Source organism: Lysinibacillus sp. NPDC093190 (assembly GCF_050280425.1).
Taxonomy (GTDB): Bacteria; Bacillota; Bacilli; order Bacillales_A; family Planococcaceae; genus Lysinibacillus.
In genome coordinates this window covers 16722-42864 of the sequence record NZ_JBNNVG010000018.1, presented here as the reverse complement: position 1 = coordinate 42864, position 26143 = coordinate 16722, and the positions used below count along the sequence as shown (strand labels likewise).

The following is a 26143-nucleotide window of genomic DNA, read 5'->3' as shown; positions in this document are numbered from 1 at the left end:
TATCTATAGGACTGGAAGGAGATTAAAAGATGGAACGTTTTTTTTTATATGATGATGTAGAAGATACGAAAACACGCTTTGTTAGTTTTGCTGGGGACAAGTTACGTTATGATTTAGCCATTTTGCAATCGGGACGTTTCTTTGGAAAAGTGCTTGTCATGGATATCCAATTTGGACGCTTTGCTATAATTGGTCCAGATGATGTAGAAGAGCCTGGCTATCTTGAACACGTATACAATCGCACAGAGGAAGATACTGTCGAGCTACGTGAATATTTACGTGAATTATTAAATTAACACCTTCAAATTTGGGTGTTTCAATTGTCAAAAAAAGAATAAAGTGTCTATCAAAAATAAAGATTGATTTTCACTCCGAGTTGGCGCTTTCCGCGGGCTTAGCTAAACGAGACAGTTTCGAAGCTCCTCACAAAATGCTTACTTTATGCAATCAAATTAGCGTTTTTCGATAGTCTATAACACCCCTTCAATTGGGTGCTTTTTTGTGCCTATTAGCAATTAAGAATGTAATACAAAAAAATTCCGCTTTTCTGCAGACATAGGAATATACTTTGCGCACTGTTCAACAGAAGGATGGCGGAATTTTTTTGTAAGTATCTTAAATCTAAATCGAGGAGCATTGAATCGTGCCCCTACTTTTCATTATTTAATTTAGCAGGATTATCCTTATTGTGAGGCTTGTCTTTGTTTTCATTGTCGTTTTGTTTTTTGGCTTGTTGATTTTGCCCAATTACTGCTAAGTCATCAACACTAATATCAAAGCCAAATCCATATTCTTCTCGATCTAACGATTTTTTATTTTCTTTAGTCAAATTAATCACCTCCAATAAATAAATTATCCTTTTTCACATGATTTATACGCTTTGTCACTCTACCTCAACAATACTAGCGTTATGCTGTTGCATCCTTAATAATCCAGTCAGCAGCACTAATTAAATCTGGAAAAACCGCATCTGCCAGTGGATCTTTCTCACCTAAAAATACTCCCTTAGTTCCTGCTCGTTTTCCTGCTATGATATCTGTATCCGTATCTCCCACCATGTAGGATTTTGCCAAGTTTATATTATATTTTTCACCCAGATCAACAATTAATTTACTATTGGGTTTACGACAGGCACAGCCCGACTTTGGTTTATGGGGACAATATACGACTTCGTGAATAGTAGCCCCTTCCTTCTTCAATTCTTTTACCATATGCTCATGTATTTTTTGTAGCTGCGTTTCTTTCATATACCCCAATCCAACGCCACCTTGATTGGTTACTATAAATATATAGTCGAAGTATTTATTCAATTTTTTTATAGCTTTCGGAACATGCGGCAGGAAATAGAGCTCCTTAGGTTTATTTACAAATTTAACGCGATCCGTTAATACTTCATTGATGACCCCATCACGATCCAAAAAAACAGCTTTTTTCATCTAAACAACACACACCTTTAATATAAAACTAGAATTAATTTTAAAATCCGTCCTTTTTGATTCATCACTGAAAGTTGGGAATGTTATAAAACGTATACCATGTAAATAGTTGATTGGAGTGGAGGCTGGGCGACTCCTTGGGGATCAGCGTCACAGATGAGACCCTGGAGCGAGCAACGTGAGTGAAGCGGCTCATCGGACGCCCCCAGAAGCTTTGCTCTGCGCGAAAGTGAAGCGTCAGCGACAAAGCGCCCAGCCGGAACGGAAATCAACCTCACGCTATGTTGATATGCTACAATTTTATTATTACCAATTTTAAAAAACCTATCACTACAAAGTAAAAACCTGATGCAAATTTCGCATCAGGTTTTAAAAGTTTATTCTGCTATTTGTTCATCCTCAACAAGCTTTGTCACTTCATGATCTTCATTTACTTCAGCTTCTGGCTGTTGAGTAGATTTACCGGATTTGCGCAAGACAAAATATGCACAGCCAAAATTACAATACTCGTATAAGTAATCTTGTAGTGTACTAATCTTCGTATCGAAAGAAGCTTTCTGATTTTTATCGTCAAAAAAGCCTTTTAAGCGTAATTGATTATAGCCCCAGTCTCCCACAATATAATCATATCTGGCTAAAATATCTGAGTATCGTTCCTTGAATACTTCCTCTTGAAAAGCTTCTTTGTAATCTTCAATAAGCTCGTATTCATATCCTTCAATATTGATCAAAGTGACACCACCTTCCATTTCAACATTTGCTTTTACAGTTCTGCTTGTAATTGACGTGCTTTTGTTGCTTCATTAACTTGTTCATCAGCATGATAGCTACTACGTACAAGTGGTCCTGCTTCACAATGCTTAAATCCTTTTTCCATTGCGATTTTGCGCAGTTTACCAAACTCTATTGGAGAATAATACTTTTTGACAGATAAATGCTTTTTCGTTGGCTGTAAGTATTGACCAATTGTCATAATATCTACGTCATTCGCTCGTAAATCATCCATAACTTCTAAAATTTCTTCATGTGTTTCACCTAAGCCTATCATTAAAGATGACTTTGTAGGGATGTCTGGCTGCATTTCTTTTGCCAAACGAAGAAACTCTAATGAACGCTCATATTTTGCGCGTGCACGTACTCTCGGCGTTAAGCGACGTACTGTTTCAATATTATGATTTAAAATATCTGGCTTCGCATCCATTAAAATTTGAAGGTTCTCTTTCAGACCACCTAAATCGGACGGTAAAACTTCAATCGATGTAAACGGACTTTTACGACGAATCGCACGCACTGTTTCAGCTAATACTTGCGCACCGCCGTCCTTTAAGTCGTCACGCGCTACCATTGTAATAACAACGTGCTTCAAGTTCATAATTGCTACCGAATCTGCTACGCGTTCTGGCTCAGCTAAGTCTAATTCATTTGGTAAGCCTGTTTTAACAGCACAGAAACGGCAAGCACGAGTACACACAGATCCAAGAATCATCATTGTTGCTGTACGTCGTTCACCCCAGCATTCATGAATATTAGGACAGCGTGCTTCCTCACATACTGTATGCAGATTTTTTTCACGCATGAGCTTCTTTAGCCCTTTATATTCTTCATTTGTGTTTAATTTAATTTTTAACCAATCTGGTTTTCTTAAATATTCTTCTTTTTCCTTACTTGTGGGTTTACAAGATGTCATACGGATATCGCCCCTATCAAATATATGCATTTTTTATATTACTATCTTCACTGTTGTCAATGTAACATAATAAATGAACTCCAACAACTATCATAATCAATTTTGCCTCGGCAAAATTGCGTCCGGAATCGGCTTTGTGCTTAGGCCTGCGTGATGTAGGCCAGTTAGCCGTTATCGCATGGATGCGATGATTTTAGGCTAACATCCTTTATTAACTCCTTTTCGATTCCGTGACATCCGCCGGAGGCTTTAGGCCAACAGATGTTTTTTGCGCGAAAGCGTAGTGCTAACGTAGCGTCAGCAACGTGTTTTGACTGTGCGAAAGCGTTGTGAAACGTAGCGACAGCAACAGCACGAAGTTGGTCACTCAGTCGTTGCCACAGGACGTGGCGTTCTTAGACTGAGTTCCTCTATTTCAGCGGGTGTTTGGAAACCTGTACCTGTCGCTACGCTTTCGGTACAAAAGACATTCGCTGAAAGAAGGTAAACATTTCTACTTTTTAGGAGAGACAGGTATTTGAATTGAAGGTGCCTCTTCACTACCATTTGAATAAACATTTGGAACTGCACCCCTTACTAAGCCCATTGCCACCGGAATATCCTGAGTAACTGTTGTTGTTTTACTAGCAAAAGGGACAATAATTTGGACATTTACCTCTATATGAATCCCTACCGACATATATGCGCTATTAATACCATATTCCTTTATTGAAGAAGTAACTTCACTATGCACATTGCCAATGACATGAAAGCGTATCGGAATTTTAGGTCCTAAGTTCCCAATTAAAGGGATATTAGCCGCCTGACTCAATGGCATATAAAAAACTACCCCATTACCTTCATTAATCTTGTTATAATCATATTCAACATCATCAACATTTGGCAAATGCGACAACTCCCCTTGCTCTGCCTGCTCTAAATACAATTTTACTTGATTTACCGTTTCTGTTCGAACTCGATTAATCGTTTCTGTATTAATTTTCAAATCAGCATGGTTGCCAGGGGATACTTCTACAAGAACATCATTAACATCCATAACGCTTGAAGTACGAGAATCAATCGCTTTACTCACAACAGAGGATGCAATCTTACTTGTTTGTATTTCAGCATAATCTAAGTAGGTCGGCATAAGCTTCTCATTTAAATAATAAATAAATAAAATAACACCGATAATAACGCATACAACTACTAGGGTTAAACGATTCAGGCGTTTTCCCTTTTTTCTATAGTTACCATAATTACTATATGATCGTAATTTCATCCTTTTTCGAGGGAAAAACAAAAAAATCTCCTCCTGTTCCATAACGTATGAACAGGAGGAGATTTTTATTCGATTTTCGATGGTACAACATAATCCGCTTCTACGTTTTCAATTGTTGCGGTTGGGTTGTCCATTAAATTAATTTCATATGTAGCTGTTAATAGTTGATTTTGCTCCTCAAAGATACGAATCCATGGTAATGCTGGATTCAATGTATTTTGTCTTGATACAATACCTCGACGTCCATCCGATAATTTTAAAATAACACCGTTAGGATAATGTACAACAGACCTTTTCAATGCTTTCACAATACGTGCATCATATATAGTTCCAGAGCCCGCTTCTACGATTGCTAGGCCCTGAGAAGGTAGCATTTTTTCACGATAGACACGACTTGTAGTCACCGCATCAAAGACGTCTGCTACACCAATAATTTTGGCAAACGGATGGATTTCAAAATCAACTAAGCCCCGTGGATAGCCACTCCCATCAATACGTTCATGGTGTTGGAAGGCACAATGTGCAACAATCAATGATATGGAATGTAAATTACGTAACAAATCAAACCCATATCGAGTATGCTGCTTCATCGTTTCAAATTCCTCACACGTTAGGCGCCCAGGTTTTGTCAGGATCTCCTTTGGTACCATAAGCTTCCCTATGTCATGTAACAATGCGCCAATCCCAATTAAACGTAAATCCTCAGCTGAGTATCCAAGCTCTTTAGCAATCGCTATCGAATAAAGAGTAACTTGAAAGGAGTGTTGATATAAATATTCATCAAATAAATACGCATCTGTTAGTATTGTTAGAATTTCATCATTGCCACTAACTGCCGACAGTAACTCATCTACAATTGAGACAATTGCTTTTGATTGTTGGTCAAGCACATAAGAGGCATTTACTGGATTTAAACCGTTGATTGATTGGAAAGAATCTTTAATGGTTGAAATTGCTTTATTTCGAATAACAGCTGGAACTGTTTCCTGTACCTCAATACCCTTAGAAATTTCATCGTCAATATATAAATAATGCGTATTTAATTGTTGAAGTCTTTGTATGATACGTTCATTAATGACAACATCTTTCTTTAAAAGAGGGTGTCCCGCCTCATTCCAAATAGTTCTTGCTAATACCATTCCTTCTTTTAATACATCGATTGAAATTAATCGCATGACCTTTTCCCCAATCCGTTCTAAAAGCATTTTATCTACTATTGCTGAAAGAATTTTTGCCCATAATCTATCATAATGTTTCGTAAAAATTCTGGTAGAATATATTTTTTCTTAGCATATTTAAAGCTTGGATAAAAATAACCGAACGTAAACAAATCAAGTGTTACTAATTTATAAATACGATCGTTATCTGCAAGCTTCCCATTAATAAGTAATTGGCGATCTTCATTCATTGAAAAGCCATAAGTTAGCATCTTCCCAAAAATAACGCCTCTAAACCCTAATCCCTTTAGCTCAATATAGGGCCATTCTTCATTTTTAGATTGCTGAAAAATTTCTTTCATTTCAGCAACTGATAATTCAATCGTACATAAATTTATAGGATGTGGGAAAATTCTATGCAAATCTAGTGCCGTCACTGTTCCCTTAGGTAAACCATCTAAAAAAATCCCCGCGTTAAATAACGCACAATCCGCTCCACTTTTCTCTAAAATGGCCCGCGCAAACAAATCGGATAATTGCGAATAATGGAACCATTCCTTATTGTACGATTTTTTCGTAGTAAATACTGGAGTATCAAGTAATTGTTTGCCTTCTTTTTCTAAAGACTGAACGATTTCATTTTCATTTTTAACCGTAGGCAAATCTTTATTATGAATTAAAGTATCCTTTTTTTCAACAATATTCCTAGATTTTTTATCATATTCTAACAAAAGATGGCCAGTATATTGTCCAAATTTCCCTCCACCTGTTAATAAAACGCCATTAATTAGCTTTCCATTTGGAAGAACATGGTGTGTATGTGAACCGAATATAACATCTATTTCTGGGCATTCCTCAGCTAAAAGCTCATCCTCTGTTATTCCTAAATGAGACAAACAAACAATAATATCTACTTCTTTACGAAGCTGATATGCTAAGCGAATAAGTGTGCTTCGTGCCACATCTATCTCCCAATTTAATTCCTTATAATAAATTTCAAACATAGCAGTTGCTGCAATAACCGCAACCTTTGTACCATAAGCAGTCGTTAACACAACATACGGCTTCATCCACGCTGGATTTGTTCCATGTGAAGCATTTACATTGGCAACTACTACGTCAAAAGCTGCTTCATCATATAGATGGTACAGCTCCTTATGGGACAATGTTATCCCTTCATTATTACCAAGTGTCACTACGTCGTAGCCAGCTTCATTCAATAACCTCACATTGCCCTTACCTACTGTTGCTTCTGTATAAATATTTGAACGATCTAAATGATCGCCGACATCAAATAAATAGCTTGTTTCTCCTATGGTTGTTAGCTTAGAACGCATTTCTTTCACGTAACTTTGCATTCGTGGCCAATACTTAAAATGACTGTGCAAATCATTCGTGTGAAAAATATGAATTTTTTCCAGCAATTAAGCCACCTCTTCTTTAAAATAGCTTCTATGTCTGTAGAAAACTTGCTATCAAAGTCCCTTTACTTTTCGAACCTATAGACATCTAAAATCAATATTACAATAAACCTTCGATAATAGAACGAAGTCCTAATAATAATAGAATGACTCGAAGTGCTACTACAAGAGTATCTGATTTAATTCTTTTATTTAATGCTGCCCCCAACTTTGCTCCAATATAAGCTCCTGGAATAACCGGAATCGTAAAGAGCCATGGTACATGTCCTAAATAAATATGGCTCGCTGAATTGACAATCGACGATAAAAAAACCATGAACATCGATGTTGCCACTGCAACGTGTGGTGGGAATAAAAATAAAATAATCATGGCAGGCACGATCATCGAGCCTCCACCGATACCAAATAATCCAGAGGCAAAGCCAATGGCAAATGTTAATGCAATGGCAAACCAAATTGGATACCCATAGACAAAGGTATTTCCTTCTTTATCTTCGAATTCCAATCGCATACCATTTTTTACAAACCATTCTACAGGTTTCAATCGATCACGTACAAGTAATATCGTCGCCAAAATGATTAGTAAAATACCAAAATACAAATTAAATGATGGTAAATCTAGCCCCTTATTTACCCATGCGCCCAACATTGTTCCAGGAATACTTCCTATAAAAAATATCCAACCGCTTTTATAATCAACTGTTTTAGATTTCATATAGCTTAACGTAGAGGCAAGTCCAGTAAAAATCATCATGACAACAGATAAACCAACTACTCTTTGAGGAGTGATATCTGGAATCATCCCTAGATTTAACCCAACGTATAATGTTGCTGGGACTAAGATAATTCCTCCACCAAGCCCAACTAATGAGCCAATTAATCCAGATAATAATGCAATAATGACTAAAACAAAAAATTCCATTATAGTTCCCCTTCAAACATGTTTAATTGTTTAGGTGCTAACCCTACATCTTTAATCGCTAAAATTCCTTGTAACTCCTTTGCGTTTTTCGCAGCATGAAGTCCTGAATTATTATTAAATAATACATACAGGTCCTGTACTTCTGATTGGAGATGTTTCAAATGCTGTCCAAGCTGCTGCAATTCTTCACTATTGTAATCATATAAAAAGCGAACCTTCCGCCAGTTTTCGGCATTACCAGTATTGCGCCACCCATGAATGTTACGTCCATGAATACGTACAAGTGCCTTAGTCGCAGTAACAGTAGGATAAAATGGTACAGAACCTACGCCAGCCTGTGGTTCATCACAAATTGTATGAATGAATTGATGCTCTCGTAAAAAATCCATTGTTTGCTGCACGACATTGTCCGCATACCATGTTCGATTGCGAAACTCAATCGCTACGTCAAAGCCTTTGAGCTGCTGCCTAATATACAATAAATATTGTACATTCTTAGTCTGACAATCAAACCACGGCGGGAATTGTGCTAGTACCATCGCCAGCTTCCCATGACGTTTAAATTCATTGGCACATTCGATAAAGGCATTAAACATGTCATTCTTCGATTCAAACGGTATGTCGCCGCGTAAATGACCCGTCATTCCTTGATAGGCCTTCACAACAAAACGAAAATTTCCGGGTGTATCCTCACACCATTTCCGTACATTTTCTTTAGAAGGTACGGCATAAAAAGAAGTATCAACTTCGACCGTTAAAAAATGACCTGTATAATCGAATAATTTGTCCTTTGAGGCAGTCACTCCACTATAAAGTGAAGGATGATCACCCCAACCAGTTAATCCAACTATAATCATGTGCCCCCTCCTCTATGTATATTTATCATAGCATATACTTTCTAATGAAATATGAACGTATCGTAAAAAAACACACCTCATAAACAAGGTAAATATGGAAATTACCATAATTTACCTATACGATAAAATATAGGAATATCAGCAAAACGTGGGATTGATTTCCGTTCCGGCTGGGCGCTTTGTCACTGACGCTTCGCTTTCGCACAGATAAAACATTTGTCGCTGACGCGCAGAGCAAAGCTTCCTGGGGGCGTCCGATGAGCCGCTTCACTCGCGATACTCGCCCCAGGGTCTCGGGTCAACAGATGTTTTTTGCGCGAAAGCGAAGCGGCAGCAGCACCGATGTTGGTCACGAAGAGCTGGGACATAACTAATTAGCTCTTCGCGAAAGCCGAATTACTTTCAAATAAAATAAGCATTATATTTAGAAAACCCGAACAATTGCAAAATACCGTATGACTGTTTTGCAAATTTGTTCGGGTTTTACTTTAGCTAAAATACTTTTGTCCCAGCCTCTTCGTTCCTCTATCACTAATCCCCAAGGAGTCGCCCAGTCTCCACTCCAATCAACCTAAGCACATGGTATACGTTTTGGTACAAGATTCGATTCCATATTGGGATTGCACGGAATCAAAAAAGCCGTCAACAGCTGTAGGTGAAAATATAGAAATTTCAATATGTAGGGTACAATTTTTTATTTGACTAATATATTAAAAACCCGGTTAAGTGCATCAAGTTCACTTAACCGGGTTTATTTGTAATCATTGATTTAATTAATAAAATTTCACCACATCTTCAAAAGGTAAAGAAGTTTTGTCTCCTGGTTGTTCATTTGGTTCACCAAATGGCATTTGAGCTACTAGGCTCCATTCTGCAGGAATATTCCAAGTTTCTTTAACTTCCTCGTCAATAATTGGATTATAGTGCTGAAGAGATGCGCCGATTCCTTCAGTAGTTAAAGACATCCATGTTGCGTACTGAAGCATTGCATTTCCTTGATGTGACCAGAATGGGAATTGCTCTTTATAAGAAGGAGCGTTTTCTTGCATTTGTTTGATCGTTGCTTGGTTTTCAAAGAATAAGATTGTGCCTACACCATCTTTAAATCCTTGTAAACGCTCTTCAGTCGCTGCAAAATTTTCTGCCGGAACACGTGCACGCAATGTTTCTTTGACAATATCCCAAAACTTTTCGTGTTCATTATCCATTAAAACTACTACACGTCCACTTTGCATATTAAATGATGATGGCGCCTGTACACTAATTTTTAATAGCTCTTCAATTTTTTCTTTTGTAATCGCTGCGTTCTTTTTCACTTTACGGATTGAGCGACGATTAATAATTGCATCTTTTAAATTTGTTGTTGTTACTGACATTTGTATTTCCTCCAAATTTTAATCAAATTTATATACATAGACTTTTACATGTAGCTTCATTTTATACGCTACTGTTTAAATCTATAATTACCTATTTTTTAATTGCTGATCGATGACTTGTGCTATTCTTTCTTTACTAGCTAATCCTTGAATCATTTCATCTCCAATAATTAATGTAGGAACAGCACTAATATTCGCTTCTTCATAAGCATGTTTTAAAGCTTCTTGATGAGCTTCACGATATTTACCTGAAAGCAAGGCTTCTTTGAATTCATCTTTTGGCAGACCTACCTCATTTGCTAATTGAGTTAACACGTCTACATCCTCTATATTTTGTTCCTCTTGGAAAAACGCTGTGAAAACTCTATGATGAAATTCATTTCCTTTTCCATGTACTTTAGCGAATTGATATCCTTCGAAAGCTAAATTTGTATAAGGATGTGGAGATACTCGCGGTAATCGCATATCAATCCCTAGCTTTTTGGCTGTAGGGAGAATATAGGAATCCCATGATCCTAATTTAGCAGGCTCTTTCCAAGGATCAATTTTTGGATATGGTTTAGGTCTTAATTCAAACGGCATCCATTCTATTTCAATATCCTTTTCTTTTGCAATTTCATCTAATGGCCCTTTCCCTAAAAAACAGAAAGGACAAATAAAATCCGAATATGCTTTTATTTTAAGAGTCACCCAATAAAACCTTCCTTTCTCTCTCAGTTGTAACCATTTCAGTTACAACTCAGTCAAATAAATATGCATTCAGTGAAAAGAATGCATTTATTGTGATTGTTGAATTTCATGGATTAAAGATGTAATCACTTGTTCCATAGTAATATTGGCTAATACTTGTTCCATAGCTTCTTGTGCTTGCACTAAAATTAGCTCTAACACAGCCTGTATATTGGCACCTATAGGACAATCAGGATTTGGATTTTCATGTAGATGAAATAACTGATCTTCCTCTACAACTTCTACTGAACGAAAAACCTCTAGCAAAGTGATAGCATCCAAATCTTTGACTAAAGAAGCTCCACCTGTTCCCCGGCGCACTTGTACGATACCTGCCTTTTTAAGATAGGACACTATTTTCCTAATTACTACCGGATTTGTATTTACGCTTTCCGCCATAAATTCCGATGTGCAAATGGTCGATGGATTTTGTTTGATGATTGATAAAATATGGACAGCAATTGTAAAACGACTGCTAATTTTAATCTTCATCACCTCCAGCTGTAACCATTATAGTTACAACCGGAAAATAAGTCAACTTGTTTTTATAAAAACATCAGACATGTTGACTATTCAACATGTCTGAGAAATATATTATTTCGGTGTTCACTCGCTAGATGAAGTAACTTCGTTCAGAAACTCCCTTGTTTGCTTTAGGCTACTTATGCTAGCGGGGGAAGCCATATCAAACTGATAGCCATGACCTACCTTCATCTCAGCAGGATCGAAAAACAGAGAGTTGACCAAAACATCTTTTTCTTTAAGTACATCTACGAAAGTTCTTGCTTGTGATTCAAACGAATTCGTATTGCCATCGGTCACAAATGCTGGTGGAAAATCTTTTGTGACGTACTTTGATAGATTTAAAACATCTAATTCCGAGTTGTTCATCCAGTTTTTATCGCCCAAAATACCCCAGCCCATTCGTTTGAGTATAAATTGGTACGAAGACATTATCTCACCATCCTGAAATTTTGTGATATCGTATGGAGCGCTGTATAACAATAATCCTTTGATCGTGTTAGTCGGGGCCATTTGTGGAATGTCCACGAGCTTTGCATATTCGGCATTGGAAAATATATGAAAACATTGATAAATAAAAATTCCATGTTTATCTGCCATCTTTTTTAGTAAAAAGAGATAAATAAGCAGGATGTAAATATACATTTTCACCCAAAAATACAAATGGATTTAAACAGACGGCCAAAAAGTGGATTTTTTATACCAAGCTGTCGACCACGAGTATGTCTGACCAATATAGCATCTCTCGCCTTGTCTAATATGTATATCTTAATCACATTACAAATCCAATCCATCTTTTTGTTACTACAGCTACAAACGGATTATAAAAAATCCCTTCATGTACATTCAATGAAATGTGTTTTATTTGTTTAAGTTAACAATTAGGTAATTATGTATAACGCCCACGCTAGACAAAAATGAAATGATTTTGCACAATAATTACCTTGCTAACTTCATTAGGAACCTCTAAACCAAGCTCTCCGTATAATACAGGATTTAAGAATACTTCTTTTGGATATACATAAGGTTGCCCTCCTCGAATACGAATAGCAGCCAGTTTTTGACCTTTAAGGTTTTCAATTAAAGTTGATTTTGCAGCTTCAATTATTATTTCCACAAGTTATATTAAATTGTGAACAAAGTAAAGAGTGTATAGTATTATAAAAGTAAAGTTCTCAAAGCATTGCTGGCTCTGGCAGCCTTCCACAGAAAAAACAAAATTTAAAAATTTTGAGTTTACCTATAGTTTTTGTTTAAAAAAGAAAAAAAGTGGGGATGCAAATGTACATTTTTATCGGGGTAATTGTCTTCTTTCTAATCATTTTTGTCGCACTATGGATATTACCACTGAAGTATCAAAAAATTGAATGGATTGAAACGAACGCACAGATTATCGAAAGTGATTTTTCACACCGAACAGTCGGCCATGAGATTACATATGCAAAAGGAGAATCACAGCGTAGAGTGAAGTTGACAGTACAATTTACGTCATTACAAAATAAACCAATCACTGTCACAAGCAAAGTATGGACATATACGAAAAATCGTGCTTTTTTTGAGGAAGGACAATGGGTGACGATTCTATACAATAAAAAGAAGCCACAACAGTTTAAACTGAAATATCAAATATAGAAGAAGGTAGCGTGGTACATTGAATGATGTATAGGAAATGGGATTACCCCTTTCCTATGACAAAAAAGTTACCTAAATAGTATCACTAACACCTTCCGAATAAACAAGTTGCTCATACTCAGACGTTATTTCTGTGAGAAACTACTATATTTAGCTTTTATACAATTCTCAGCTATGGTTTTTAGATTTTTATACAGTACTAAGCCAAATTATTAACTTACAAATATAGTAAATGCCACTTGAATCATCACAAATAAACTATCGGATTTATTTCGATTCTTTTGTTTATTTTTTAAAATATTGAATCAACTCATACTTGGAGAAACGAGTCAGATTAACGATTAATAAATCCCCATAGAAAAAACACCTTCACGTTGATTTCATAAGGTGTAATACCCGTTTTCCAACGAAAGGTGTTTTTATTTATCTTAGAATTTCTAGATCAGTACATTGCTGCGCTTTCTGAAAGAAGTTAAACCTACTTTTCAATATTTTGATTTAATTGGTCTAATAATTTCAACTTTAAATTAGGATATATTTTATTATACATTTTCTTTTCTATTAATTTATGTGCAATTACGATAGAAGCAAATATAAAAGCGTATAGAATAAAGGCCCATGGATACGCTAAGAACCAATCAAGTATATTTTTAAAGATATCCTCGCGACCTATTATTTTTAACTTTCCTAATATCATATAAACAATAAAGACAACGATTGGTAATGCAATAACACCTGACATAATGTTTAAAGATCGTTTTTTATTCCGAGCTTCGATAAAAGTAGGTTCATTTAAATATTCGCTAACCTCCACCGCTTGTTTTTCAAAAGTATCTTCACTTCTAATAGGTAAGTTGTAATCACTAATTATTTTGTGAAGCTGTTTAAGTTCTTCCGCGCTAGAATTAAATTCAAGCATCGTTTTTCCGTAATTCAGATTCCTCACTTCTTTCTCGCTTTAAATTATTTTGTATATAGTACCATAAATGAAAGATTGTTTCTATTTAAAGGTTATGATTTGCAATATTTTTCTAAGCGAAAAAACAGTGAAAAAAGATGATTCTACATCAAATGTTGGAGTGGAGGCACATTATAAAGTTTCCCGAACGTTTCGGCGACTCCCCTTTTCTTTATGCCGTTCTATCCATCTGTTCGATGGTTCTATCAGATGGTGAAAAGCAACGTTTATCACTGGTGCGCGCATTTTTAAAAGTTTCTCCAATTTTAGTAGTTCGATGAAAAGAAGAAATTAGGAACTGCCTGAAGAATGGTTTATAAATACTAAAAAATAAATAGTTAAAACCCCAAGCGAGTAATTTGTTTCTACAGCCGCAAACGGACTACAAAAAAATCCAATCACATACATTTTTCAACGAAATTTGTTGAATTAACACCCAACCTAGGCAACACAAGAAATGTCTTTGCACAATTACCTATACACAAAGCATAAGATAAGTTGATGGATCAATTATGCCTCGACATAATTGCGTCCAGAATCGGCTTTGTGCTTAGGCCTGCAGATGTTTTTTGTGCGAAAGCGAAGAGGTAGCGGCAGCAACATGTTTTGTCTGTGCGAAAGCGAAGCGACAGCAAAAGGGTTTTATCTACGCGAAAGCGGAGCGGCAGCGGCAACAACATGAAGTTGGTCACTCAGTCGTTGCCACAGGACGGGGCGTTCTTAGACTGAGTTCCTCTTTTTCAGCGGATGTCTTTTGTACCGAAAGCGTAGCGACAGGTACGGATGTTTGGACACCCGCTGAAATAAGTTAAATAAAAGGAGGACAATGATGTATCCAAATCAATACTATTATCATTATGCTCCACAGCATAATAGTACTTATCCTATGCCAAATGATGCTCAACTTGTAAATGATATTCAGAAGGCAATTAATGCTGAGTATAGTGCTGTTGCTTGTTATGAAAAGTTAGCTAAGGTGGCACCTACTGAGGATGAAAAGAATAGAATACTTGAGATTCAAAAGGATGAACTACGCCATCTCGAGGAATTCAGCAAAATTTATATGAATTTAACAGGAAGAAAGCCTTCTTATCAAATAATTGAGGAATGCCCAGACAACTATAGGGCCGGAATCGAATTTGCTTTTAAAGATGAACAAGAAACTGTTGATTCTTATTTAGATATAGCAGATAAAGCAAATAATCTGATGATTAAAGAAAGATTTCGACGTGCAGCAGCGGACGAGCAAAATCACGCTGTATGGTTTTTGTATTTTTTTTCAAAAAGCCCCGACATAACACATAAGCATACTCAAAATTACGGTCATCCAGATCTATTACATCCTCCTGCATTGACATCCCCTCAATTATTGGGTGAAAACTTAACTCAATCAATTTTTGATAATTTTCTAGGAAACTTTAACTTTATTAATAATACTTTTGGGCATATAAATTCTTTATTACCTTTTTTCGGACATAATTGGATACCGTTTTCTAATGATGAATCGCAGTTATTCGTAACAAACTCAGAAAACAATAAAATAGCATATGCGGCTAGGAGTCGTAAGGAAAAAGACAATATTGCTATGTATGAATCGTTTATGGCATTTAATATTCCTACTGATAATTTTCCAACCGTTTTTACTCAACTTTATAACGACTCTTTGAACCACCAAAACAACATTAGGTACTTACCTTGAAGAGCAAAAGAAGGAGACGATTTTCAAAGTTCGTCTCCTTCAATCTTAATGCTCCGTGCTCCTGCTTCTCTACAAGAGTCACGCAATTTTTATCTTTGTAAAAGCTTAATTTTTATTTAATTTCGTTCCATAAAGACAATGCGAATATCCAATTTGGATCTCCATATCCTTGATAGCTTTGCACAGCTTCATATATTTTACCTTGGTGCTCTACTTTATCACCTTTTGTGTATGCCTTAATTGGACTCCATTGTTCATAAGACGACCCTTGCTCTTTTGTAGTTACAGTGAAAATGGAACTTTTAATAGATTCATTTCCAGCTGCATCAACGGCAGTGACCGCATACTTATAAGTTGTATTTGATTGAAGATTCTTGTCCATAAAGGATGTAGTTTTCGATGTTCCAACTACAGTCATTTGTCCTACTGATGTCCCTCGATAGATAACATAATGGTCAACTGCTACATTATCCTCTGATGCACTCCACATTAAGTCCACACTTGAGGATGTTACGCCCATCGTGTGCAGTGCAGTTGGTTGCGTTGGTGCTTCTGTATCTGGAACTGCAATCATTGTCTCTACAGCTATAGACTCACTTTCTTTAGAAACATTTCCAGCTGCATCCACTGCCTTTACTGTATATGTATATTTTGTATTCGCTTTTAAATTTTTATCTGTGAATGTAGTTCCCGGTACATTTCCAACTACTTTACCATCACGGAAAACTTGATATTCTTTTACACCCACATTGTCCGTAGAAGGATTCCATTTTAGCTCAGCACTGTTAGAAGTGACTTTCGTTGCTTGTAATCCATTTGGTTGAGATGGAGCTTCCTTATCTACATCCACATTATTCACCAAATTAACATCAATTACATTATAGAAAGCATTTGCAGTATTCGCTACATCCCAAACAGCTAAAATAACGTGGTAGCCACTACGATCAGTTGGTACGTTAATTGTATGAGTTAGATTAGTTGATGCTTCAGTACCGTTATGTTCTACAGTTCCAATTGGCTCAAGATCAGCACGGGTTAATGGCTTATTAGGATCCCATCCCTTTTTCGTAATATAATAGTGCCATTTGCTTGTTAAATGTGACTGAGTGTACTTCCATGTAAAGGTATTTGGTCCTCCTGTAATCGAATTCTTAAACCAGCGATTTACGGATTGTTGATCGAGGATGCCATCAAACATACCTCCTGCAGATGCAATTTTACCATCAACTGGTCCACCTTGTGGAAATCCTTTTTTGGCCTCTAAGCTCTGTGGCTCATACATAACCCTTCCACAACTCAAGTTAAGCGCGCCATAACTTTGGCTACATAAAGCAGCACGGCTAGCCGGTTTTTCAACAAACCCATGTGCAGATGCATTTGGTGCCATTGCAATCCCCATGATTCCCGCTGCTAATATGGCAGCACTTAATCCCTTTTTACTTTTACTTAATTTTGTGAATTTAGTGTTCATATAAGTATTCTCCTTATCACTGAAAATGTATTTCTACTGTATGATAGCTATGGATTAACAATTAAGCAAACGATGTGTAAATATGATAAAAGTCTCATTATACTGTTATGTTTTTTCGAAAAAGATGTATATTAATAGCTCTAAATATAATAAATATCTTATAATTATGTACCTTTTCACTGAAAAGAGATATAGATTTTAATAAGGTGTTCATAAAATATTCAAATTAAAATTTGTCGATTTATGATCTTCTCCATATTTTTTTATCCCTCGCAGAATAGGTCTTTAAGCTATTACAACAACATCTGCATAAAAAAAAAAAATCGAGTGCAATGCACTCGATTTTTTTAAAAGAAATTTGTGTGCAATAAAGGTTTTTGGTACTTAGTATAAAACCCTTATTTACCAACGTTTATCGGCGTATTATCCGATAGAACCTTCCATCTCAAACTTGATAAGACGGTTCATTTCTACTGCGTATTCCATTGGTAATTCTTTTGTGAATGGCTCGATGAAGCCCATTACGATCATTTCTGTCGCTTCTTCTTCAGAAATACCTCGAGACATTAAGTAGAATAATTGTTCCTCTGATACTTTTGAAACTTTCGCTTCATGCTCTAAAGAAACATTATCATTTAAGATTTCGTTGTATGGAATTGTATCTGAAGTAGATTGGTTATCCATGATTAACGTATCACATTCAATGTTAGCACGTGCACCACTTGCTTTAGGGCCGAAACGAACTTGACCCATATACGTTACTTTACCACCTTGTTTTGCAATCGATTTAGAAACGATTGTTGAAGATGTGTTTGGTGCCATATGAATCATTTTCGCACCTGCGTGTTGGTGTTGCCCTTTACCTGCTAATGCGATAGATAATGTCATACCACGAGCGCCTTCACCTTTAAGGATACAAGCTGGGTATTTCATTGTTAGCTTAGAACCGATGTTACCGTCGATCCATTCCATAGTACCGTTTTCTTCAACAACTGTACGTTTCGTTACTAGGTTGTAAACGTTGTTTGCCCAGTTTTGAATCGTTGTATAACGGCAGTATGCATCTTTACGTACAACAATTTCTACTACTGCTGAGTGTAAAGAGTTTGTCGTATAAACAGGAGCTGTACAACCTTCAACGTAGTGTACGTGAGCGCCTTCATCTACAATAATTAACGTACGTTCGAATTGACCCATATTTTCAGAGTTAATACGGAAGTAAGCTTGTAATGGCGTTTCCACTTTTACACCTGGTGGTACATAGATGAATGATCCACCTGACCAAACAGCTGAGTTTAGTGCAGCGAATTTGTTGTCAGTGTAAGGAATCACTTTGCCCCAGTATTGTTTGAAAATATCTTCGTTTTCACGTAAAGCTGAGTCAGTATCTTTGAACACAATACCAAGGTCTTCAAGGTCTTGTTTCATGTTGTGATAAACAACCTCAGATTCGTACTGAGCAGATACACCTGCAAGGTATTTTTGCTCTGCTTCTGGAATACCTAATTTATCAAAAGTAGCTTTAATTTCATCAGGTACTTCATCCCAAGATTTTTGTGTAGCTTCTGATGGTTTTACGTAATACGTAATTTCATCAAAATCTAAATCTCCTAGGTCGCCACCCCATTGCGGCATAGGTTTTGTATAGAAAGTTTCAAGTGCTTTTAAGCGGTATTCAAGCATCCACTCTGGCTCTTGTTTCATATTAGAAATTTCACGGACGATTTCTTCAGTTAAACCACGTTTTGAACGGAAAATTGATACGTCCTTGTCATGGAATCCGTATTTGTAATCGCCAATATCAGGCATTTTTTTAGCCATCGTTTCTCCTCCGTTCATGCATTATTGTTATTTTGTTTAAAGCATGCAATCTTACTTTGAGTGAAAGCACACATCGTAGCTTTCACTCAAAATTAGGATTTATTTATTGCTTTACACCTTTTTCCATCGCTTTCCAAGCTAATGTCGCACATTTAATACGTGCAGGGAATTGAGAAACACCTTGCAGTGCCTCAACATCCTCAAGGTCATATTTCTCGCTATAGTCTTCGCCCATCATCATTTTAGAGAAAATTTCAGCAAGCTCTAATGCTTCCTCAACTTTTTTCCCTTTAATGAGCTGCGTCATCATGGAAGCAGAGGACATCGAAATCGAACAGCCCTCACCGTCAAACTTCGCATCCTCTACAATACCGTCAGTCACTTTTAGCGTTAAGTGAATACGGTCTCCACAAGTCGGATTGTTCATATCGATCGTTACAGCATCATCTTCAATAGATCCTTTATTACGAGGATTTTTATAGTGATCCATAATGACTGAACGATATAGTTGATCTAAATTATTAAAAGACATCGCCAAAATACTCCTTCGCAGAACGTAACCCTGCAACTAGGCGGTCAATATCTTCCTCTGTGTTATACAGATAGAAGCTTGCACGCGCTGTCGCTACTTGTTGAAGACATTTCATTAGTGGCTGTGCGCAATGATGCCCTGCACGAACCGCAATACCATTCATATCAAGAACGGTTGCCACATCATGTGGATGTACATCGTCTAGGTTAAACGTTACAAGGCCACAACGTTTCATTGGGTCACGTGGGCCGAAAATTTTAAGTCCGTCAATTGTTTCAAGCTGATCCATCGCGTAGCCTGCAAGCTTATGCTCATGCTCCGCAATGTTATCTAACCCAATTTCAGTTAAGAAATCAATAGCGGCTCCTAAACCTACTGCACCTGCAATAATAGGAGTTCCACCTTCAAATTTCCACGGTAGTTCTTTCCACGTTGAATCATAAAGTCCAACAAAGTCAATCATTTCGCCACCAAATTCAATTGGCTCCATCTTTTCAAGGTGTTCCTTTTTACCATATAGTACACCTATTCCAGTTGGTCCGCACATTTTATGACCTGAGAACCCTAAGAAATCTACATCCAAATCCTGTACATCGATTTTCATATGTGGTGCTGCTTGTGCACCATCCGCTACCATTACTGCACCGTTCGCATGCGCGATTTGAGCGATTTCTTTAATTGGGTTAATCGTTCCAAGGACGTTTGACGCCATTGACACCGACACAATTTTTGTTTTAGGTGTAATTGTCGCACGAACCTTTTCTAAGTTAAGTGTGCCATCTGCTTCAAGCTCAATATATTTCAGCGTTGCATTTTTTTCCTTCGCTAGTTGTTGCCAAGGAATAATATTAGAGTGGTGCTCCATGTGAGTAATGACAATTTCATCACCCTCAGCAACATTAGCACGACCATAACTTGCTGCTACTGTATTTAAAGCAGTTGTAGTACCGCGAGTAAAAATAATTTCTTGTGTTGATGTAGCATTAATAAAATTACGAACCTTTTCACGTGCACCCTCGTATTTGTCAGTAGCACGATTACCTAATGTATGCACACCACGGTGAACATTAGAATTATCGAATTCATAATAATGCTTCATTGCTTCAATCACTTGAATAGGTTTTTGAGAAGTTGCTGCGCTATCAAGGTAAACAAGCTTATGACCGTTTACTTCCTGATTTAAAATTGGGAAATAGCTTTTAATGTCTTTATTCATCATTAGCGAACTTTCCTTTCAATAACCTCCGTCAGTTGCTTTTGTACGCCTACGATTGGTAATTGCGTAACAACTGGCGCAAGGAATCCATGGATAACAAGGCGCTCTGCTTCTGCTTTCGAGATACCACGACTCATTAAGTAGTAAAGCTGTAGTGGATCCACTCGACCAACAGATGCTGCGTGTCCTGCTGTTACATCGTCTTCATCGATTAATAGAATTGGGTTTGCATCGCCACGAGCTTTTTCAGAAAGCATTAACACACGTGATTCCTGCTGTGCATCCGCTTTTGTCGCACCGTGTTCGATGTAGCCAATACCGTTAAAGATTGATTGTGCTGCGTCTTTCATTACACCATGCTTTAAGATATGACCATTTGAGTTCTTACCCCAGTGACGAACTTCAGTAGTAAAGTTAAGTTTTTGTTCACCGCGACCAACAACTACTGTTTTTGTATCAGCATGAGAACCGTCACCGATTAGATGTGTAATGTTTTCAGATATAGTATCTGAATCATTCATTAAACCAAGAGCCCAATCTACTTTCGCATCACGAGCTAGGCGTGCACGACGATTTACATAAGTAGTATATCCTTTCGCAAGCACATCAACCGCACCATAAGTAACTTGTGCATTGTCTTGAACTACTACTTCTGCAATAATATTTGCTTGACCTTTTGCTTCTTCAACTGTTGAAATATATGTTTCAACATATGTTACAGCTGAATTTGCTTCAGCAACAACTAACACGTGGTTATATAATGAAGCTTCTGCGTTATCATTTAAGAATACTACTTGAAGCGGCTGTTCGATAATGACATTTTTAGGTACGTATACGAACACACCACCGTTAACAAGTGCCGCATGAAGCGCTGTTAATTTATGCTCATCAACTTTTACAGCTTCTGTCATAAAGTACTTTTTAACAAGGTCGCCATGTTCACGAACCGCTGTTAAAATATCTGTAAAAATAACACCTTTATCAGCTAGTTCTTGTGATGTTTTAATGAAAGCTGGTGTGTTATTGCGTTGAATATAAAGATTTTCTTGTGCTTCAAAATCAATTAAAGCTTTTGCTTCTTCTGGTAACACATCAAGTGAAGCGAATCCTTCACTGTCAACTGTGTGAGTTGGGAAATTTACGAAATCCCATTTTGTAATATTTGTTCTGTCTGGTTTTGGCAAATCTAAACCAGTTACTTTGTCTAGTGCTGCCGCGCGAAGTTCTGTAAACCAAGCCGGTTCTCCATTTGCTTCTGAGAACGAGCGCACGTCCTGTACTGTTACAGGCAAGTTAAGTTCCACTGTCATGCTAGTTCGTCCTCCCTCTTATGCTTTTTGTTCTTCAGTTTCTTCTTCGATACCTAATTCTTTTTTAATCCAGTCATAGCCTTCAGCTTCTAAACGTTGTGCTAATTCTTCGCCACCTGATTTAACAACACGACCTTGCATCATTACGTGTACATGGTCTGGTGTAATGTAGTTAAGTAGACGTTGGTAGTGAGTGATCATTAAGCAGCCGAATCCTTCTCCACGCATTGCATTGATTCCTTTTGAAACAACTTTAAGCGCGTCAATATCAAGACCAGAGTCAATTTCATCTAAAATTGCGAAAGTAGGTTTAATCATCATTAATTGAAGAATTTCGTTACGTTTTTTTTCACCGCCAGAGAAACCTTCATTTAAATAACGTTGTGCCATATCCTCGTGCATTTCAAGGAATTCCATGTTTTTATCTAATTCACGGATAAATTTCATTAGAGAAATTTCATCGCCCTCTTCACGGCGTGCATTAATAGCTGAGCGTAAGAAATCAGCATTTGTTACACCAGCGATTTCAGAAGGATATTGCATTGCTAGGAATAAACCTGCCTGAGCACGCTCGTCCACTTCCATTTCAAGTACATTTTCGCCATCAAGTTCTACTGTACCAGAAGTTACTTCATATTTAGGGTGACCCATAATTGCAGAAGCTAGTGTTGATTTACCTGTTCCGTTTGGTCCCATGATTGCATGAATTTCATTTGTATTAATTGTAAGGTTTACGCCTTTTAAAATCTCTTTCCCGTCGATTTCAACGTGAAGATCTTTAATAACTAAAGTTGACATGAAAATACCTCCATAGTGTGTTCAGTGAATGGTGTACCATTCCTTAATTATCATCATTCTAATCTTAACTGAAAATCGTTCTCTATGCAAACCATTTCATTCACTTTCATTTTTCTCTGAAACAATCCTTAAAAATAAAGAGTTTATAAGCATTTTCAGATTATTACTAATCGTTATTGACAATGAGAATCAACTTTCCTCATTTTCAATGAAATAATTCTAATTGAGAATGGATTTCATCTAGCTACATAGTGGAAACCCCGCAAGAAGCGCTAATTGTAGCGGTTTTGTGACAGAAATGTATAAATAATAATACCAATACTATAACCTTTTTTATTAGAATGGAATCAAATAAAGGAAAGAAATATCAAGAGTACTAGTTCGTAAAATTAAGACTTACCATCATAACGTGGAGTTGATTTCCGTTCCGGCTGGGCGCTTTCCTGGGGCGTCCGATGAGCCGCTTTTGTTGCTGCCGCTACGTTAGCACTACGCTTTCGCACAGAAAACATCCGCTACGCTGCAGGGTCTCAACTGTGACGCTGATCCCCAAGGAGTCGCCCAGCCTCCACTCCAATCAACCTATATACACGGCATTCGTTTTAACCAATGTTATCTCAAACTTTTGATAATGAGTCAAAATATATAATAAAAGATGATGTAATTTTCTTTTAATCATTAAAGCTTGCTAGCTATCATTTGTTTATTTACAATCATTTTTCATCTTAAATAGTATATAATTGAGGTATAATCAATCGTATTTTTCGATTAATAGAGGTGAATATCTAGTGGAGTTACGTCAATTACGTTATTTTGTTGAAGTTGCTGAGCGGGAACACATTTCAGAAGCTGCCGAACATCTTCATGTTGCTCAATCTGCAATAAGCCGACAAATTGCTAATTTAGAAGATGAATTAGGCACATCACTTTTTGAACGTGTAGGACGAAATGTTAAATTGACACCGATTGGAAAAATATTTCTCGAGCACACAATTACTGCTTTAAAAGCCATTGATTTTGCCGCAAAGCAAGTTGAAGAATATTTAGATCCTGCTAAAGGTACGATAAAAATCGGTTTTCCAACGAGCTTGGCTAGCTATGTATTGCCAACTGTTATTTCAGCCTTTAAGCGTGAATATCCAGATTTGCAATTCCAGCTCCGTCAAGGCTCCTATCGTTTTTTAATTGATGCTGTCAAAAATCGCGAGTTAAATTTAGCTTTTTTAGGCCCTCTTCCACCGAAGGACGAATCGATCCATTCAACAATATTATTTACTGAAAATATCGCTGCATTACTGCCAGCAAAACATCCATTAGCCAGAAGGGAAAGTATTCAGCTTGCCGATTTACGTAACGATTTATTTGTATTATTCCCAGAAGGCTATATTTTACATAAAGTAGCTATGGATGCCTGCCGAGCTGCCGGCTTCTCGCCAAACGTCATCTCCGAGGGTGAAGACTTAGATGCACTAAAGGGTCTTGTCGCTGCAGGCATAGGGGTCAGCTTATTACCAGAAAGCTCACTGTATGATTCAGCTGCCCGCTTCACGGTAAAGGTACCGATTAAATCACCTGCGATTCCAAGAACAGTCGGTATTATTTCACCTGTAAACCGCGAGATTGCACCATCAGAAAAAATATTTTTAGACTTCGTTACAAATTTCTTTTCACGTCTTTCTCAATTCCAATAAAAAAAATCGCCGTAGCTGGCGATTTTTTTTGGCTTAAGGTGAATCTATCCGTGAGATTGGCTGTTCTATCCATCTTTTTGGCGTTCCTATCCACGACTTTGGCTGTTCTATCCGTCGCTTTGACGTTTCATTCCGTCACTTCGGCGCTTCTTTCCGTCGCTCTGGCGATTCATTCCGTCACTTCGGCTCTTCTTTCCGTCGCTCTGATTTCCATCCGTCACTTTGGCTCTTCTTTCCGTCGCTTTGGCGTTTCTTTCCGTCACCTTGGCTCTTCTTTCCGTCGCTCTGGTTTCCATCCGTCACCTTGGCTCTTCTTTCCGTCGCTTTGGTTTCCATCCGTCACCTTGGCTCTTCTTTCCGTCGCTTTGGCGTTTCTTTCCGGCGCTTTGGCGATTCATTCCGTCACTTCGGCTCTTCTTTCCGTCGCTCTGATTTCCATCCGTCACTTCGGCTCTTCTTTCCGTCGCTTTGACGTTTCTTTCCGTCACTTCGGCTCTTCTTTCCGCCGCTCTGACGTCTCTAACCACGACTTCGGCTCTTCTTTCCGCCGCTCTGACGTCTCTATCCACGACTTCGGCTGTTCTTTCCGTCACTCCTCTGATTGTTCGTTAATCCATTGTAACGTTTTTGAGCCTAGACCTCCGGCACGCCATAAAACAACCTCATTGTAGCTTTTCTTTTGCACGTATGCTGTCCATTTTTCAAGTGTTTCCTGATCGGCGTACCAAACTTCATGCTTAACATTTTGTTCATCTAAATACGTGAAATATGCAGCACCACTTGCTTGATCGCGATGTTTAACCGCTTTCGTTTTGTTTAGTAATTCCTCTGCCTCTACTTCCGTTAATGCAACCGTTTTGCCTTGGTTTACCCATTTAAATCCGCCAGTTGCAAAAGCAATCGCTAAGTTTTGATTAGACTTCCCAATTTTTTTTATTAAGTCATCTAAAAATGAAAATGTTGCCTTTGCACCTGGACCACTATGATATCCGTACACATTATAAGCCATCACTGTATATTTAGGGCCATCTGGTAATTTAACATCAAATGGGAAGCGTGGCTCTAGTACGACATGCAATGAAATATCCTTTTTTGATAGCTGTTTATAAAGTTCCTCTAAGAAACGGACATACTCAGGGAAATCTTCTTTAGCAACCTTTTCATAATCAATTTCGATACCATTCACATTGTATCGTTCAACAATCTGCATAATATTATCAATATGTTGCTGCCTTGATGTCGGATTTTGTAACAATCGATGCAATAACGTACTATCCTTCTGAACTGATGGGGCGTTATCTGTAACATAATCGTTAATTAACGTGAGTATAACATGATGTAATTCATTAAATTGTTGCTGTGTCTGTTTCAACATTTCTATCGTATCTTTAGTTAATAATAATTGGTCATTCTCATTAAAGTAAGCACCAAAAACACGTATGTCTTGTAAGCCTTGTTGTGAATCTTTCACATCCTCGATGGCAGATTTGTTTTGCCATTCAGGTAACCAAATAGATAATTGAAGCTTGTCTTTGTTTTTCAACTCATCTCTTGCCTTAACAGGTGCTTCTTTGCTATTACTACAAGCTGTGATAATTAGTAGTGCTATACAGATAAACAAAAAAAAGTTTTTCACTTGAATCTAGT

The 26143-nt window shown here is 37.3% G+C and carries 27 protein-coding genes; 5 read left to right on the top strand and 22 right to left on the bottom strand.

Annotated features, from left to right (window positions below; genetic code table 11):
* Positions 1–29 precede the first annotated feature (29 nt).
* Positions 30–296 carry a DUF3055 domain-containing protein gene (locus ACQKOF_RS14915; protein ID WP_049669114.1) on the top strand — a complete coding sequence of 89 codons (267 nt, stop codon included), beginning with the start codon at positions 30–32 and terminating at the stop codon, positions 294–296.
* Between the two features lie 353 nt (positions 297–649).
* Here ACQKOF_RS14915 and ACQKOF_RS14910 read toward each other — a convergent pair whose 3' ends face one another.
* The 14 genes from ACQKOF_RS14910 to ACQKOF_RS14845 all read right to left on the bottom strand — a co-directional run bounded on the left by ACQKOF_RS14910 (position 650) and on the right by ACQKOF_RS14845 (position 12485).
* Complete coding sequence (locus ACQKOF_RS14910; RefSeq protein ID WP_370042304.1) at positions 650–844, bottom strand: hypothetical protein; 195 nt, start codon at positions 842–844, stop codon at positions 650–652.
* Positions 845–908: 64 nt separating this feature from the next.
* Positions 909–1436, bottom strand: coding sequence for a D-glycero-alpha-D-manno-heptose-1,7-bisphosphate 7-phosphatase (locus ACQKOF_RS14905; RefSeq protein ID WP_427558444.1), 528 nt, complete (start codon positions 1434–1436; stop codon positions 909–911).
* A 377-nt stretch (positions 1437–1813) separates the two neighbouring features.
* The gene (locus ACQKOF_RS14900; RefSeq protein ID WP_427558441.1) at positions 1814–2167 is read right to left on the bottom strand and encodes a YutD family protein; all 354 of its coding nucleotides are present in this window, start codon (positions 2165–2167) and stop codon (positions 1814–1816) included.
* 32 nt (positions 2168–2199) lie between these two features.
* Positions 2200–3123 (bottom strand): lipoyl synthase, encoded by a 924-nt coding sequence (gene lipA, locus ACQKOF_RS14895; RefSeq protein WP_427558438.1) that lies wholly within the window; start codon positions 3121–3123, stop codon positions 2200–2202.
* A gap of 493 nt (positions 3124–3616) precedes the next feature.
* Complete coding sequence (gene yunB / locus ACQKOF_RS14890) at positions 3617–4426, bottom strand: sporulation protein YunB (RefSeq protein ID WP_427558435.1); 810 nt, start codon at positions 4424–4426, stop codon at positions 3617–3619.
* Between the two features lie 23 nt (positions 4427–4449).
* Positions 4450–5559, bottom strand: a complete 1110-nt coding sequence (locus ACQKOF_RS14885; RefSeq protein ID WP_427558433.1) for an HD-GYP domain-containing protein — start codon at positions 5557–5559, stop codon at positions 4450–4452.
* 38 nt (positions 5560–5597) lie between these two features.
* Complete coding sequence (locus tag ACQKOF_RS14880; RefSeq protein WP_427558430.1) at positions 5598–6965, bottom strand: bifunctional metallophosphatase/5'-nucleotidase; 1368 nt, start codon at positions 6963–6965, stop codon at positions 5598–5600.
* Between the two features lie 97 nt (positions 6966–7062).
* Positions 7063–7884, bottom strand: coding sequence for a sulfite exporter TauE/SafE family protein (locus tag ACQKOF_RS14875; protein ID WP_427558428.1), 822 nt, complete (start codon positions 7882–7884; stop codon positions 7063–7065).
* Positions 7884–8741, bottom strand: coding sequence for a DUF72 domain-containing protein (locus tag ACQKOF_RS14870; RefSeq protein ID WP_427558425.1), 858 nt, complete (start codon positions 8739–8741; stop codon positions 7884–7886). The genes ACQKOF_RS14875 and ACQKOF_RS14870 overlap by 1 nt, the downstream gene beginning before the upstream one ends.
* Positions 8742–9514: 773 nt before the next feature.
* Positions 9515–10117: a nitroreductase family protein gene (locus tag ACQKOF_RS14865; protein ID WP_427558422.1), complete on the bottom strand. Its 603-nt coding sequence runs from the start codon at positions 10115–10117 to the stop codon at positions 9515–9517.
* 87 nt (positions 10118–10204) lie between these two features.
* Positions 10205–10807 (bottom strand): DsbA family oxidoreductase, encoded by a 603-nt coding sequence (locus ACQKOF_RS14860; protein WP_427558419.1) that lies wholly within the window; start codon positions 10805–10807, stop codon positions 10205–10207.
* An 87-nt stretch (positions 10808–10894) separates the two neighbouring features.
* Positions 10895–11332 carry an Rrf2 family transcriptional regulator gene (locus ACQKOF_RS14855; RefSeq protein ID WP_427558596.1) on the bottom strand — a complete coding sequence of 146 codons (438 nt, stop codon included), beginning with the start codon at positions 11330–11332 and terminating at the stop codon, positions 10895–10897.
* A gap of 120 nt (positions 11333–11452) precedes the next feature.
* Positions 11453–11800 carry a hypothetical protein gene (locus ACQKOF_RS14850; protein ID WP_427558416.1) on the bottom strand — a complete coding sequence of 116 codons (348 nt, stop codon included), beginning with the start codon at positions 11798–11800 and terminating at the stop codon, positions 11453–11455.
* 475 nt (positions 11801–12275) lie between these two features.
* Entirely contained in the window at positions 12276–12485 is a 210-nt protein-coding gene (locus ACQKOF_RS14845) for a hypothetical protein (RefSeq protein ID WP_427558413.1), read from the bottom strand.
* Positions 12486–12649: 164 nt separating this feature from the next.
* Between ACQKOF_RS14845 and ACQKOF_RS14840 the strand changes: the two genes are divergently transcribed.
* Positions 12650–13000: a DUF3592 domain-containing protein gene (locus ACQKOF_RS14840; RefSeq protein WP_427558410.1), complete on the top strand. Its 351-nt coding sequence runs from the start codon at positions 12650–12652 to the stop codon at positions 12998–13000.
* 478 nt (positions 13001–13478) lie between these two features.
* Here ACQKOF_RS14840 and ACQKOF_RS14835 read toward each other — a convergent pair whose 3' ends face one another.
* The gene (locus ACQKOF_RS14835) at positions 13479–13946 is read right to left on the bottom strand and encodes a DUF6097 family protein (protein ID WP_427558407.1); all 468 of its coding nucleotides are present in this window, start codon (positions 13944–13946) and stop codon (positions 13479–13481) included.
* An 841-nt stretch (positions 13947–14787) separates the two neighbouring features.
* Here ACQKOF_RS14835 and ACQKOF_RS14830 point away from each other — a divergent pair.
* On the top strand, positions 14788–15657 hold the full coding sequence (locus ACQKOF_RS14830; protein WP_427558404.1) for a ferritin-like domain-containing protein: 870 nt from the start codon (positions 14788–14790) through the stop codon (positions 15655–15657).
* A gap of 112 nt (positions 15658–15769) precedes the next feature.
* Here ACQKOF_RS14830 and ACQKOF_RS14825 read toward each other — a convergent pair whose 3' ends face one another.
* The 6 genes from ACQKOF_RS14825 to sufC all read right to left on the bottom strand — a co-directional run bounded on the left by ACQKOF_RS14825 (position 15770) and on the right by sufC (position 22805).
* Positions 15770–17128, bottom strand: coding sequence for a lytic polysaccharide monooxygenase (locus ACQKOF_RS14825; protein ID WP_427558401.1), 1359 nt, complete (start codon positions 17126–17128; stop codon positions 15770–15772).
* A 423-nt stretch (positions 17129–17551) separates the two neighbouring features.
* Positions 17552–18949 (bottom strand): Fe-S cluster assembly protein SufB, encoded by a 1398-nt coding sequence (sufB, locus tag ACQKOF_RS14820; protein WP_031417705.1) that lies wholly within the window; start codon positions 18947–18949, stop codon positions 17552–17554.
* A 103-nt stretch (positions 18950–19052) separates the two neighbouring features.
* Positions 19053–19481 carry a Fe-S cluster assembly sulfur transfer protein SufU gene (sufU, locus tag ACQKOF_RS14815; protein ID WP_370042329.1) on the bottom strand — a complete coding sequence of 143 codons (429 nt, stop codon included), beginning with the start codon at positions 19479–19481 and terminating at the stop codon, positions 19053–19055.
* A complete protein-coding gene (locus ACQKOF_RS14810) occupies positions 19471–20700 on the bottom strand; it encodes a cysteine desulfurase (protein WP_370042331.1) in 1230 nt (409 codons plus the stop codon). Before ACQKOF_RS14810 ends, sufU begins: the two co-directional genes overlap by 11 nt.
* Complete coding sequence (sufD, locus tag ACQKOF_RS14805; protein WP_427558398.1) at positions 20700–22007, bottom strand: Fe-S cluster assembly protein SufD; 1308 nt, start codon at positions 22005–22007, stop codon at positions 20700–20702. The genes ACQKOF_RS14810 and sufD overlap by 1 nt, the downstream gene beginning before the upstream one ends.
* 18 nt (positions 22008–22025) lie before the next feature.
* The gene (gene sufC, locus ACQKOF_RS14800) at positions 22026–22805 is read right to left on the bottom strand and encodes a Fe-S cluster assembly ATPase SufC (protein ID WP_427558395.1); all 780 of its coding nucleotides are present in this window, start codon (positions 22803–22805) and stop codon (positions 22026–22028) included.
* Between the two features lie 788 nt (positions 22806–23593).
* Between sufC and ACQKOF_RS14795 the strand changes: the two genes are divergently transcribed.
* Positions 23594–24496: a LysR family transcriptional regulator gene (locus ACQKOF_RS14795; protein WP_427558392.1), complete on the top strand. Its 903-nt coding sequence runs from the start codon at positions 23594–23596 to the stop codon at positions 24494–24496.
* Positions 24497–24546: 50 nt separating this feature from the next.
* The gene (locus tag ACQKOF_RS14790; protein ID WP_427558389.1) at positions 24547–25167 is read left to right on the top strand and encodes a hypothetical protein; all 621 of its coding nucleotides are present in this window, start codon (positions 24547–24549) and stop codon (positions 25165–25167) included.
* On the opposite strand, the gene ACQKOF_RS14785 is transcribed toward ACQKOF_RS14790, so the two are convergent.
* On the bottom strand, positions 25086–26132 hold the full coding sequence (locus tag ACQKOF_RS14785) for a glycosyl hydrolase family 18 protein (protein ID WP_427558387.1): 1047 nt from the start codon (positions 26130–26132) through the stop codon (positions 25086–25088). The two genes, ACQKOF_RS14790 and ACQKOF_RS14785, sit on opposite strands and share 82 nt — an antisense overlap.
* Between the last annotated feature and the right edge of the window lie 11 nt (positions 26133–26143).